At 63.8% G+C, this 12,545-nt stretch carries 13 protein-coding genes and 2 pseudogenes; 12 read left to right on the forward strand and 3 right to left on the reverse strand.

The features are described from left to right. Window positions 1–332 precede the first annotated feature (332 nt). Complete coding sequence (gene gluQRS / locus HH308_RS28150) at window positions 333–1,253, reverse strand: tRNA glutamyl-Q(34) synthetase GluQRS (RefSeq protein ID WP_170197606.1); 921 nt, start codon at window positions 1,251–1,253, stop codon at window positions 333–335. A 33-nt stretch (window positions 1,254–1,286) separates the two neighbouring features. On the opposite strand from gluQRS, the gene HH308_RS28155 reads away from it, so the two are divergent. From HH308_RS28155 to HH308_RS28180, 6 genes and pseudogenes are all read left to right on the forward strand, one after another. Beyond that, window positions 1,287–2,339 carry an ATP-dependent DNA ligase gene (locus HH308_RS28155; RefSeq protein ID WP_170197607.1) on the forward strand — a complete coding sequence of 351 codons (1,053 nt, stop codon included), beginning with the start codon at window positions 1,287–1,289 and terminating at the stop codon, window positions 2,337–2,339. Then, a complete protein-coding gene (locus tag HH308_RS28160; protein ID WP_170197608.1) occupies window positions 2,339–3,394 on the forward strand; it encodes a DNA polymerase domain-containing protein in 1,056 nt (351 codons plus the stop codon). Before HH308_RS28155 ends, HH308_RS28160 begins: the two co-directional genes overlap by 1 nt. A 173-nt stretch (window positions 3,395–3,567) precedes the next feature. Next, the gene (locus HH308_RS28165; RefSeq protein ID WP_170197609.1) at window positions 3,568–4,326 is read left to right on the forward strand and encodes a winged helix DNA-binding protein; all 759 of its coding nucleotides are present in this window, start codon (window positions 3,568–3,570) and stop codon (window positions 4,324–4,326) included. A gap of 45 nt (window positions 4,327–4,371) precedes the next feature. Further along, on the forward strand, window positions 4,372–5,097 hold the full coding sequence (locus HH308_RS28170) for a MarR family winged helix-turn-helix transcriptional regulator (protein WP_170197610.1): 726 nt from the start codon (window positions 4,372–4,374) through the stop codon (window positions 5,095–5,097). Window positions 5,098–5,250: 153 nt separating this feature from the next. Next, window positions 5,251–5,586, forward strand: a pseudogene (gene ligD, locus HH308_RS28175) (non-homologous end-joining DNA ligase LigD); the annotation flags it as partial. A gap of 183 nt (window positions 5,587–5,769) precedes the next feature. Next, window positions 5,770–6,831, forward strand: coding sequence for an HtaA domain-containing protein (locus tag HH308_RS28180; protein ID WP_170197611.1), 1,062 nt, complete (start codon window positions 5,770–5,772; stop codon window positions 6,829–6,831). A gap of 195 nt (window positions 6,832–7,026) precedes the next feature. Here HH308_RS28180 and HH308_RS30315 read toward each other — a convergent pair. Beyond that, a pseudogene (locus tag HH308_RS30315) lies at window positions 7,027–7,236 on the reverse strand (SDR family oxidoreductase); the annotation flags it as partial. A 37-nt stretch (window positions 7,237–7,273) separates the two neighbouring features. On the opposite strand from HH308_RS30315, the gene HH308_RS28190 reads away from it, so the two are divergent. The 4 genes from HH308_RS28190 (at window position 7,274) to HH308_RS30045 (ending at window position 10,693) form a co-directional block, all read left to right on the forward strand. Next, window positions 7,274–7,582 carry a hypothetical protein gene (locus tag HH308_RS28190; RefSeq protein WP_170197612.1) on the forward strand — a complete coding sequence of 103 codons (309 nt, stop codon included), beginning with the start codon at window positions 7,274–7,276 and terminating at the stop codon, window positions 7,580–7,582. Between the two features lie 241 nt (window positions 7,583–7,823). Continuing rightward, window positions 7,824–8,663 carry a cupin domain-containing protein gene (locus tag HH308_RS28195; protein WP_170197613.1) on the forward strand — a complete coding sequence of 280 codons (840 nt, stop codon included), beginning with the start codon at window positions 7,824–7,826 and terminating at the stop codon, window positions 8,661–8,663. 43 nt (window positions 8,664–8,706) lie between these two features. Next, window positions 8,707–10,206, forward strand: a complete 1,500-nt coding sequence (locus HH308_RS28200; RefSeq protein WP_170197614.1) for an aldehyde dehydrogenase family protein — start codon at window positions 8,707–8,709, stop codon at window positions 10,204–10,206. A gap of 199 nt (window positions 10,207–10,405) precedes the next feature. Continuing rightward, entirely contained in the window at window positions 10,406–10,693 is a 288-nt protein-coding gene (locus HH308_RS30045) for a hypothetical protein (protein ID WP_246284907.1), read from the forward strand. On the opposite strand, the gene HH308_RS30320 is transcribed toward HH308_RS30045, so the two are convergent. Further along, complete coding sequence (locus tag HH308_RS30320) at window positions 10,659–11,606, reverse strand: AraC family transcriptional regulator (RefSeq protein WP_170197615.1); 948 nt, start codon at window positions 11,604–11,606, stop codon at window positions 10,659–10,661. The two genes, HH308_RS30045 and HH308_RS30320, sit on opposite strands and share 35 nt — an antisense overlap. Before the next feature lie 208 nt (window positions 11,607–11,814). Between HH308_RS30320 and HH308_RS28215 the strand changes: the two genes are divergently transcribed. Next, window positions 11,815–12,255 carry a hypothetical protein gene (locus tag HH308_RS28215; protein ID WP_170197616.1) on the forward strand — a complete coding sequence of 147 codons (441 nt, stop codon included), beginning with the start codon at window positions 11,815–11,817 and terminating at the stop codon, window positions 12,253–12,255. Window positions 12,256–12,259: 4 nt separating this feature from the next. Next, a complete protein-coding gene (locus HH308_RS28220) occupies window positions 12,260–12,544 on the forward strand; it encodes a transcriptional regulator (protein ID WP_170197617.1) in 285 nt (94 codons plus the stop codon). Window position 12,545 lies beyond the last annotated feature (1 nt).

The following is a 12,545-nucleotide window of genomic DNA, read 5'->3' on the forward strand; positions in this document are numbered from 1 at the left end:
CCGAAGAACCTAACCGAACCCAGTCCAAACGAGCGCCACCACCGCTCCCCGAGTGCGGAAGCGAGGAACGAGCTTCGGTGTAACGAGGGGTCTGGTGAGTCGAAGAACCCAACCGAACCCAATCCAATTGAATCCGTGCGGTTTTCGGACCGCCTGCCAGGGGCGGCCGGGTGAGTTCGGCTGGCGGACGTCTCGTTGCACCGAAGCTCGTACCTCGCTTCGGCACTCGACGACCGGGCGATACACCGAAGCTCGTACCTCGCTTCGGCACTCGACGACCAGGGATACACCGAAGCTCGTGCCTCGCTTCGGCACTCGACGACCGGGGCCGCCTACTGCCTTTCGAACACCCACGGCCGGGTCGGTAGCCGCCGCGGATCGAATCGTCGTAGCGCCTCGGCGCTGGTGATGTGTTCGCCTGCCTCGCCCAATCCCAACGAGGCGTAGATCATCGAACACACGTCTACGACGCTGACGCACGCCGCGGCGAGATCACTCAGAGTCACCGCGCCGTCGCGCTTGGACAGTCGTACGCCGTCGGCGTTGACCACCATCGGGACGTGCGCGTACGTCGGCGGCGCGTAGTCGAGCAGCGTAGCGAGATACGCCTGGCGGGGCGCCGACGACAACAGATCGTCACCGCGGACCACCTGATCGATACCGAAGGCACCGTCGTCGACGACGACCGCGAGGTTGTAGGCGGGCGTCCCGTCGTTGCGGCGGATCACGAAATCGTCGACGGCGCCGGTGTACTCACCGTGCAGGAGGTCGACGACGCTGAACTCGGTGACGTCGGAGCGAATTCGGATCGCCGGTGGCCGTCCCGACGCGAGTCGCTCTTCTCGTTGTGCCGCAGTGAGATTCGCGCACGTTCCGGGGTATGCCCCCGGTGGGGCGTGCGGCGCCGACGGTGCATCGAGGATCTCACGTCGAGTGCAGAAGCATGGGAACGTGCGGTCCTGCGCGGTCAGTCGTTCGACGACGCCGTCGTAGACGGCCAGCCTGGCGGTCTGATAGGTGACCGGTGGATCCCAGTCGATCCCGACGGCGTGCAGATCGTCGATCTGGCGGTGGTCGGCACCGACCGCAGTACGGTCGAGATCTTCCATCCGGAGCAGGAATCGGCGGTCGGTATGCCGGGCGAACAGCCACGCGAGCAGCGCGGTCCGCAGGTTGCCGACATGCAGGTCGCCCGACGGCGACGGCGCGAATCGTCCGGCGGGCAAATCCCGCCGGACCGGAGTTGTATCCATCGATTCGAAGCCTACAAGTGCAAGGATGACAGGGTGGACCTCCCCGTGCTGCCGCCCATAGCCCCGATGCTCGCCAAAGCCGTCACCAAGGTGCCGACGCAGCCCGACGCCGCACCCGTCTACTCCTACGAACCCAAGTGGGATGGCTTCCGCGCATTGATCTTCCGCGACGGCGACGACGTGTTCATCGGATCCCGTGGGGGCAAAGACCTCGCCCGATACTTTCCCGAGATCGTTGCCGCGGCCCGAGAACAGTTGCCGCCCAAAGTCGTCGTCGACGGCGAGATCGGCGTACCCGCATCGATCGACGGAGTGCATCGTCTCGACTGGGATTCGCTGTCACAGCGTATTCACCCCGCGGCGTCGCGGGTCAACATGCTCGCCGAGACCACACCGGCCATCTTCATCGGCTTCGACGCCCTCGCGTCGGGAAGTGTCGACGTCACCGGCGAGCCGTTCCCTGTTCGCCGGGAGACGCTGCTTCAGGTGATCGGGTCGACCGAGCGCACCTCGACGCTTCGAGTCAGCCGGGTTACCGTCGACCCAGACCAAGCGACACAATGGTTTTCGGCGTTCGAGGGGGCCGGCCTCGATGGTGTGGTCGCCAAGCCGTTGGCGAGTCCGTACTTGCCCGGTAAGCGGGAGATGTTGAAGGTCAAGCACAAGAGAACGGCGGACTGCGTCATCATCGGTTACCGGGTGCACAAGAGCGGCACCGGCATCGGGTCGATGCTGCTGGGCTTGTACAAGGACGGCGAGCTGCGCATGGTCGGCGGGTCCGCGGCATTCAGCGATGCCAAACGCCTTGAGCTGCAACAACAATTCGAACCGATGCGACTGGACCCCGATCATGTCGCGCCTGGCGAAGTCAATCGCTGGCGGTCGTCGGCGACGGGGGAGTGGATCCCGATCCGGCCGGAGCTGGTGGCCGAGTTCGCCTATGACCAGATGGAAGGCCAGCGGTTCCGGCACACGGTCAAGTTCCTACGCTGGCGGCCCGACCGCGAGCCTGAAAGTTGCGGCTACGACCAACTGGATGTGCCGCTCACCTACGACCTGCACGATGTGCTGGAAGGAAATTCGTGATGGCGACGCCAGCCGAGCAACTCGACGTCGACGGCATATCGGTTCGAATGAGCAACCCGGACAAGATCTATTTCCCCGAACTCGGTGAAAACGGTGGCCGCAAAAGGGATTTGGTCGGCTACTACCGGACGATGGCGTTGGCGGGGCCGTTGATGGACGCGTTGCGAGATCGGCCCACGTTCCTGCAGCGATTCCCCGACGGCGTCGAGGGCGAGATGATCTACCAGAAGCACATCGCCAAGAAGCGCCCGGAACATGTTGAGTCCACCCGGATCACGTTCCCGTCGGGGAGGACCGGCGACGCCATACGCCCGACGTCACCCGCCGACATCGTGTGGGCGGCCAATTTGGGAACCTTCACCTTTCACACCTGGCCGACGCGGGCGCCCGACAACGAGCATCCGGATCAGTTACGGATCGACCTCGACCCTTCGCCCGGAACGGATTTCGAGGATGTACGGCGGGTGGCGATCGACGTCGTGAACCCGCTGCTGGCGGAGTTGGGCTTCACCGGCTTCGCGAAGACGTCGGGTAGCCGCGGCATCCACGTGTACGTCCCGATCGAGCCGAAGTGGGATTTCATCTCGACCCGACGCGCTGTCATCGCTCTGGCCCGAGAGTTGGAACGCCGTGATCCGCAACGGATTACGACATCCTGGTGGAAGGAGGAGCGGGGCGCGCGGATCTTCATCGACTTCAACCAGAACGCCCGTGACCGGACGATGGCTTCGCCCTACTCGGCGCGCAAGACACCGACGGCGATGGTGTCGACTCCGGTCACCTGGGCGGACTTGGCCGACGTCGATCCACTTGACTGCACCATCGCGACGGTGCCGGGGCTGGTCGAGAATCGCGGCGATCCGTGGGCCGAGATATCCTCAGCGGCAACGGGAATCGAGCCGCTGTTGGAGATGGTCGCACGCGACGAGAGCGATGGACTCGGTGACATGCCCTACCCGCCGAGCTATCCGAAGATGCCCGGCGAGCCGCCGCGTGTCCAGCCCAGTAAGAAGGTCGCCGAGCACTGGGACGAGCAGGGCAACCGCGTGGAATAGCAGCCGTAGTCTGGGCGGATTCTCCGTTTCACAACTCTCGATCGGGTCTGCTGTTCGGGCGTCGTCTCAGCGTCGAACCCGCAGGTCAGGCGTAGTCATTCGCGTGGTGGAACTGGACGCCGACATCTAGTGGTCGGACGGCAGCGGTACCTATCGTCGCAGGTATGGAAAGCATGGAAGCGACTGAAGGCGCCGGTACTCTCGCCGACGCGTTGCGGGCAGTGCGGCGCGTGCAGTCGGTCATCACGCCGGCGTGGCTGAGGGTCGGGCAGACGATCTGCGTTGCGGCGTGGCTCGCAGCTCTCTACGGGTCGGGTGTCCTGAGCGACATCGCTGTTTTCGCGTGGGTGGCGCTCCTCGTGTGTTGGCTGAGCGCACCGGTGGATCGATTGGTTCAACGCTGGCGCGGTGTTCGTTCGATGACACGTCCACCTGGGTGGTCGGCACCCATGCTGGCATTCGGCGGCGGTGCGATCCTGCTGGTGGCCGGCCACGTCGTGACCTCAGATCACTTGCCGGGCGGGACATTCACGGCCTACGCGGCGCGATTTGTGATTGCGCTGGCAGTGGTCGGTGCCGTGCACGTCGCGTACTCGATGCAGAACACCCGTCGGGTAGGGCGCGTTGACGGGCCGGTCGCGCTGATCGACGACGTCATCAGTCCTCGGTCGCGCGTGATGATCTGCGCCGCGTTGACTCAGGCAGCGCAGGTGCGCTCCGATGTCCTTGCTCGTGCGCTGACGATGGACACGCCGACGCTGAGCGAACACCTCAGCCGATTGGGCGGGGTCGGCCATATCGACTGCCGACCCGACCAACGAGACCCACACCTGCAATGGGTAAGACTCACCGCGAGCGGCCGCACGGCATACGACGGTCATATGTGCACGCGCCGGCGGCACACTCGATTTGAGTTGTCGACTTCTTCGTAGGCAGAGAACGGGAACAATAAGTCTCCGCTCGAGATCGTCGCAAGGATGGAAGATATGGAAATGGCAGGCGATATCGGGAGCATCTCGGATGCGAAAGATGCGGTTCGGCGCGTACTGCTGGCAGTCACTCCGAAGTGGTTACTCGCTGGTCAGACGCTCCTACTCGCGGCGACGTGCGCGATGTTCTTCGGTGCGGGCAAATTCGGCGACAACATTTACGTGGCGGCTGCGCTTGGGTATGTCCTTTTGGGATTCACAGTTCTGATACAGCGCCGACGCGGCGCACGCACCTTCTCGCGGGAGCCGTTTACGGCGCCCCATTACCTGGCGAACCTGGGTGGGGTATTACTCGTGCTTATTCTGCTCGGATCAGTGCGCTATCTTACCGAAGGCGGGACTTTTCGTGCTTATGCGCTCCAGTTTGTTCTCGCACTGGTGCTGTTCGGCGGTATGCAGGTCGCGTTGTGGACGCTGAGCATCCGTCGGGTTCAGCGCGTTGGCGGAGCCGTTGCGTTGTCTGACGAAGTGATCCGCCCGCGTGAATGCCTGATGTTCTGTGCCGCGTTGACTCAGGTGACCGAAATACGGTCCGATTTGCTCGCCCACGCGTTGGCCTTGAACGCGCCGACGTTCAACGAGCTGTTCGATCGACTGAGCAAAGCGGGCTATGTCACCAGTCGACGCGATCAACGAGGTTCACGACGTCCGTGGGTCGCGCTCACCTCGAGAGGTCGCGCTGCATATGACGCCCACATGTGTGCGCTCGGCTGAATATTCGCCTACGACGTTGCCATGGGTAACCGTGCGGGACGCACGCGTCAGTCCGTTGATTGAGTGGGCGTACGCGTCGAAGCCATCGTGAGCCGAATCTGGCACTGTCTCAAGGCGTTTAGCGCGTTGGCGCTTTCAACTTACGAGGTTTCGACACGAGCCTGCGCTTACTCGGCGCGCAAGACACCGACGGCGATGGTGTCGACTCCGGTCACCTGGGCGGACTTGGCCGACGTCGATCCACGTGACTGCACCATCGCGACGGTGCCGGGGCTGGTCGAGAATCGCGGCGATCCGTGGGCCGAGATATCCTCAGCGGCAACGGGAATCGAGCCGCTGTTGGAGATGGTCGCACGCGACGAGAGCGATGGGCTCGGTGACATGCCCTACCCGCCGAGCTATCCGAAGATGCCCGGCGAGCCGCGGCGTGTCCAGCCCAGTAAGAAGGTCGCCGAGCACTGGGACGAGCAGGGCAACCGCGTGGAGTAGGGGAATAGTCGTGCGCGAGGCTCCCACTCGACCATCCAGTGGCACTGCCCACGGCCGTGTCGACGCTGGGCGGCGTGGTCGGGGTCCCGAAGTTGTGCCGGCACTCGACCATCCAGTGGGGCGACTGTCTCGCACGTCGGACGCGAACGCCAGGCCGTGGAGAAGTAAGGCTAGGCTCGGCACATGAGACGCGTGGCTTTGATTGTCGGCGGGTTGCTTGTGGTGCTTGGATATGTTCCTCCGGTGTCGGCTGCGGCCACCCCGACCGCGACCGCGCGAATTGCGGTCTTCGCCGCCGACGGCGCTACGCCCATCGGCTCCGCCGTCTTGCATCCCGGCGATGAAGTCGTCGTCAAGGGTCGCGGTTTCGATCCCGACGCCAACCGCTACGGCTTTCCGGTTCCCGTACCGCCGGGCGTGCCGCATGGCACATTCATCGCCTTCGGTGCTTTCGCTCCGCTGTGGCAGCCGTCGAAGGATGCACCGGAGTCGGCACGCGCCGCAACCCGTTCCGCGGTCAAATGGGCGCTGTCGCCGTCGGCCTTGAGTCGCGTTCCAAGTGTGCCGTTCGACATGAATCGCACGATCCGTCAGCAATGGGTTCGGTTGAAACCCGACGGTTCCTTCGTCGCAAGGATCAAGACCACGACGCCGAAAGACACCCCGCGCCACGCTCGGTTCGGTATTTACACCTACGGAGCGGCCTGTGCCGACAATGCGGCACAGGAGCGCTACGTTCCGATCAACTACTCGACGTCGCCCGGCCCGAACACTCCGAAACCCGCGCCGCGCAATATGATCTGGGCTTACTCACCTGGCTTCCACCGTCAGGTCACTACAGCCGCGCAGGGCGGTGTTGCGGCGTCGGACGGCGCGAGCGTCGACGGCGCGGGAGTGCTGTCGTTTGCCTTGCGGGACAAGCGCATCAGTGGTCACTCGGGTGTATTGCATTACCGCGGAACCGTTGTCGCCTACTCGAAGTTCCATCTGATCGAGTTCGCGATGGCCGACCCGCGCATCGTCGCGCGCAACGGGCGCGGCATTCTCAGCATGCGTACGTCGACATCGAATATGAACGGTACCGATGCCATGCGCCGCATCGACATCGCCGACGTCGACCTTGCGCGGCTGACCCCGGAAGGTGACATCACTGCGGCCGCGGTGACCTTTCGTCCGGGGCTGTCCCCGCAGGCACTCGCGGCTTTGAGCGTCGGGCCCGCATCGCCGATCACCCTGCGATCCTGACGAGAGACTCTACGGCACAATCGAATCCACGTAGCCGCCGTCGACGCGAATGGCGCCGCCGGTGGTCGCCGACGACAGTGCGAACTCAGGTACGCCACGAGGTTCGCGATCTCCTCGGATTCGATGAGCCGCTGCAGCAACGACTGCGGTCGGAACTTGATCATGAACTCGCGCTGTGCCTCGTCCCATGGCAGATCACGATCGACCAGTTGGTACACGAAGTCCTCGACGCCGCCGGGTGTGCGTTGGGCCGGCGATCACCGAGTTCACCGTGACACCGGTGCCCGCCGCCTCCTTGGCGAAACCGCGAGATACCGCGAGCAGCGCAGTCTTCGACATTCCGTAATGGATCATCTCGGCGGGGATCACGATCGCCGAATCGCTGGCGATGTTGATCACGCGTCCCCACCCGCGGTCCGAGTCGCGTCGCTACCCTGGGCTCATGGTGGTCGGAACACTTGCCGAAGCCGGGTTCTCGGAGTGTGCTCGTGATCCCGGATGCTCGGCGCAGCTGAACCGGGACATGTGGATCTTCATCCTGCAGTCGGGGGCCGTCCTGGCTCTGATGTTCTGGTTGCCGGTTCTGCTCTACTTCACCTACCGCGTGCTGGTCTCGCGCACCACGTGCGGAAACCGACCGGTGTGGCTGGCGGTCGTGTGGGCTGTCCCGGTAGTCGGCGTGATCGGCTGGATGTTCGCGCGTCGTGCCGACACGGAACACGAGGAAGAAGCCGACGCGGCGGTGCGCTGATCGCAGCGACTGATCGTCATTCCGGTGAAAGTTCGAGGCGGCTTGCCGCCGCCGGAATCACGACAGCTGCCGACGGCCAGGATGGCGTGATTCGACAATACGGTGTCGTCCGTCGTCAACTCGGCGCCACTGGCGACGCATAGCGTGATCTGCGTCACCACTGATCGCGGTGGTGTCGCCCAGTCGCAGATATCCTGTCGCGCTGGGGTTTTCGCCACAGATTCCTACCCAGGAGGTTGCAATGTCGACGCTGACCAAGGGACGTGTTCACGGCGGTTCCGCCGATCCCACCAAACACGAGTGGTCCCCATTCGAGTGGGAAGAGCCCGCGCTGGGACGAACAGAAACGCAAGGCGAGGTAACGGTCTTCCGGCCCGAGGGCGCGTCGGGCAACCTTTCCGCTGGTTTCTGGCGCTATCACGCCGGAGCCCCAGGAGCGCGGTCGGACGGATCCGGCACGGTGGTCTGGTCGGCTCCGCTCGGCGACGAATCCGCTGTCGTCATCGAAGGCTCTGCGGTCATCACGGTCACCGCGACCGGCAAGCAGTACGAAGTCGGACCCGGCGACATCATTCACGAACCCAAAGGGCTTGAGCAGACCTGGGAGATCAACGGGCCGTACTTCAAGAAGTTCTGGGTGATCTGGGACAGTCCGACATCCACCGGAGCCTCCTCGGACGATCTCGTGATCGCAAGCATCAACGACAATCCCGAAGGCTGGACGCCATATGACTTCACCGAGCCGGCCGAAGGCGACCTCACCAAAGGGGAGTTGATCTTCCAGCGAGAGGGCGGCAGCACCGGAACTCTTCTTTCGGGCCTGTGGCGCTCAGGCAAAGGCATCGCCGGCAGCGAGGCCGACGGAACCCTGACGACGCCCTACACCGGCGTTCTCGGAGACGAGACGATCCTGCTGTTGGAAGGCGAAGTACACGTGCACAACGACGAGACCGGCGAAGACTTCGACTTCAAGGCGGGCGACGTCATCGGCCTGACCTCGGGCGAGCACATCACTTGGACGTCGAAATCACCTTTCACCAAGAAGTTCTGGGTGATCACCAACGAAGCGGTCTCGAGCTGAATCCTCTCGGCCATCCATCCACGATTCTCAATTCGGAGCAACAATGACAGTAAGCATTGACATACCCGCCGACGCCGCACGCCTGCTAGCCGCGCCGGTGAATCACCTGATCGACGGCGCTGACGTCGCGTCGGCATCGGGCGCGACGTTTCCCACGCTCGATCCGAGCAACGGCGAGGTGCTGGCGCAGGTGTCGACCGGCACGGCTGAGGACGTCGACCTCGCGGTTGCGGCGGCTCGACGAGCGTTGCGTGGGCCGTGGAAGGACATGACGCCCGGCGAGCGCGGCAAGATCCTGTGGAAGATCGCCGATCTCATCGAGGAGCGAACAGATGAGTTCGCCGTTCTCGAATCGCTCGACACCGGTAAATCAGTCACCATCGCCCGTGCGGTGGACGTGCCGCTGGTCGTCGAGTGGTTCAGGTACTTCGCCGGTTGGCCGTCGAAGCTGGAGGGTGCCACGATTCCGGTCACCGCTCCCGCGGGGCCGGGCAAGTACCACGCTTACACGCGACGTGAGCCGGTCGGCGTGGTCGGCGCCATCATCGCATGGAATTTCCCGCTGCTGTTGGTTTCGTGGAAGCTGGCCCCTGCGCTGGCGGCCGGCAACACCGTCGTGCTCAAACCTGCCGAGCAGACCCCGCTGACAGCGTCGCTCTTCGGTCAGGTGCTACGTGATGCCGGTGTCCCGGACGGTGTGGTGAACATCGTCCACGGCGACGGTCCCGGTGTGGGCGCGCCGCTCGTTGCGCATCCCGACGTCGACAAGATTTCGTTCACGGGGTCCACCGAGGTCGGCAAGGAGATCGTGCGCGCCGCGGCGGGCAATCTGAAGAAAGTCACCCTGGAGTTGGGGGGCAAGTCGCCGAATATCATCTTCGCCGACGCGGACCTGGCCGAAGCCATCCCCGGCGCGGCGAACGCGATCTTCTTCAACCAGGGTGAAGCGTGTACCGCAGGTAGCCGATTGTTCGTGCATACCGACGTCTACGACGAGGTGGTCGCCGGGCTCGCCGAGATCGCGCGCGGATTGAAGGTCGGTCGCGGAATGGACGTGGACACCGTCATCGGTCCGGTCGTCTCAGACCAACAGCTCGAGCGGGTACTCGGCTACCTGCAGTCTGGGGCCGACGAGGGCGCGCGGGTGGTGACAGGAGGCGGCAGGCACGGAGATGTCGGCTACTTCGTCGAGCCGACGATCCTCGCCGATACGCGTCCCGGCATGCGGGTCGTCGACGAAGAGATCTTTGGTCCGGTGTTGACGGTGCAGCGCTTCGAGTCGACCGAGGAGGTCATCGAGGCGGCTAACGCCACGGCCTACGGACTCGCCGGCGGCATCTGGACGAAAGATCTGGCGCGGGCGCACGCGGTGGCGGCGGAGCTTCGGGCGGGAAGTGTATGGATCAACTCGTATAACGTCCTCGACCCCGCGCTGCCGTTCGGCGGCTACAAGCAGTCGGGATGGGGTCGTGAACACGGAGTCGCGGTCTTCGATTCCTACACCGAGACCAAGACCGTCGTGGTGCCGATTCCGCTGCACTGATCATCTCGCCGCTCGATACGATGCAGTGCCCGGGTTGTCGACTCTTCGACAACCCGGGCATTGTGAGGTCTCGGCGGGTTACGTGAAGTGAGTAGATCGGGCCGCTTGACGGCTCCCCCGGCGTGAGTCCTCGTCTACGACGCGATGCGTCTGGTGGGCGCCAGATGCGTACTCGGATCTGACGCCGATCGCGGGCATCATGGAAGACGTTCTCTGCTTCCCCGTGTACGACGGCGGCAATAAGGGAGTTCGTCGCCGCGACCTCCACAAGCTTCTCAAGAGTCTTGATTTCGATCCGCTCGCGGTGGCCGAGAACGGCTGTCGACCGGGGCCGGACAAACTTAACTTGCTGGGCGAATCCTACTGTCCGACAACAATCTTCGCCGACCGTGCGGGGGCGATGTCCAATTGGTGGGCTATCGGCGACCGGGAACTGAGCGCGATGGCACCGATTATTCGTGTGCGGTGCGGTATCGGCCGGGGCTGATACCGTACCGCCGCGTGAATTCCCGGTTGAAGGTCGTCGCACTGGTGAAACCGCACCTGTAGCCGACGACGGCGATCGGCACTCCGGCGCTCGCTCTGCCGCGCAGGATCGACTTCGCGCGCTCCAAGCGACGTCCTTTCACCCAGGCTCCCACGGTGATTGCGTTCTGGGCGAAGACTCGGTTCAGAGTTCTGGTGGAGATGAAGAACTCAGCCGCGATGGAGGCCGAACTCAACTCGACGTCGTCGAGGTGTTCCTCGATGAAAACCTTGATCTTGGTGAGCAGAGAATCGATGGTGCCGCCGTCGTCATCCGACAAGGGAAGACCGCGGCTCGCCAACGCGGCGGTGATCGACAGTTCAGCGAGATTGTCGGCGAACCTGCTCTCTATCGCATTCGGCAGAGAAAGGTCCCCGGGTTCCCGGTCGAAGAGAGTCCGCAGGGTCGGTGCAACCGATCTACCCAACCCGCGCGAACCGATGACCGGTACCGCAGTTATATTGTGGAGTTCGTTGTCGGTGATGCCTACCGTGGCGCGGGGCCATGCATAAACGCGCAATCGGCAGGTGTCGGGAAAGGCCCAGACGAACGGCTGCGAGGTTTGGTACACCGCGAACGACCCTTCGGCGACCTCACACTGCCGGCCGTTCTGCTCCAGAAAACCGTGTCCCTCTTCGACTGCGCCTACCGCGACAAGTTCTCGCCCAGACCCGGTGAGCGAAGGGGGACGTGTGAAGACTTGCGATGTCGACTGGACAGAGGACGCCTGCATATGGCCGAGATGCACGGTTGTGACGCTTCCCGAGAGTTGCGTCGAGGAGATCGGAGTGATCTGCAACGGTACGAATCGCTCATTGATCAAGTCCGCCCATCGCGGCAGCGATGAGGCGGATTCGACGACCTCCGGGCGCATAGGTTCTCAATCTACCCGCCGATGTGACGACAGTCGCTGCGCTGTGCCTTCGCTGCATCGGCCGGAGTCTCGCCAGTGCCCTCGAAACGTGAAACGCCCGCGACCTGAACCCAGGTAGGTACCTGCCGGCCAAGCCGGCGCCTTCGGCGGTGCGGGTCATCCGAACAAATTGTTGCCAACTTGGCAACGAAAGCCTATCGTTGCCGACATGGAAACGAACGATGACGCAGGGAACCTCGCGGACGTGCAGGCAGCTGTTCGCGGCGCGCAAGCCGCAATCACTCCGATGTGGCTGCGCGTCGGTTCGACCGTCTTCCTCGCGGGGGTCTATGCCGCGATCTACGGCGCTCGCGAGACCACTGACAACGTGGTGATCGCCCTGGTGCTGGCGGTTGTTCTGTGTGGACTCATCATGCTGATACAGCGACGACGCGGCGCACGTTCGATTGCGCGCCAACCGCTTACGGCGCCACAGAACCTGGCGAACTTGGGTTGCGTCGTGCTCGCGGTGATGGTGCTCGGCGTGTCGCGCGGTCTTGTCGAAGGCGGGACTTTCGCGGCGTACGCGCTGCAGTTCGTCATCGCGTTGGTATTGCTCGGCGCGGGGCAAGTGGCGTTCTGGGTGCTGACCAAACGTCGGGTGGGGTGAGCGGGTGACCGACGCCGCCGCGTTCGACGATCTCATTCACCCTCGCCAGCGGCTGATGATCTGCGCCGCGCTTACTCAGGCGAAGGAGATGCGCTTCGATCTGCTCGCGCAAGCGCTCGCCATGAGTGCACCGACACTCAGCAAACACATCAGCAGACTGAGCGAAGCGGGCTACCTCGACAGCCGACCCGATCAACGTGACTCGCGCCGACAGTGGGTCACGCTCACCGCTACCGGTCGTGCCGCCTACGACGGCCATATGCGCGCATTGCGCGAACTGATGGCGTGAC

The sequence above is a fragment of the Gordonia asplenii genome, from assembly GCF_012933505.1.
Taxonomy (GTDB): domain Bacteria; phylum Actinomycetota; class Actinomycetes; order Mycobacteriales; family Mycobacteriaceae; genus Gordonia; species Gordonia asplenii.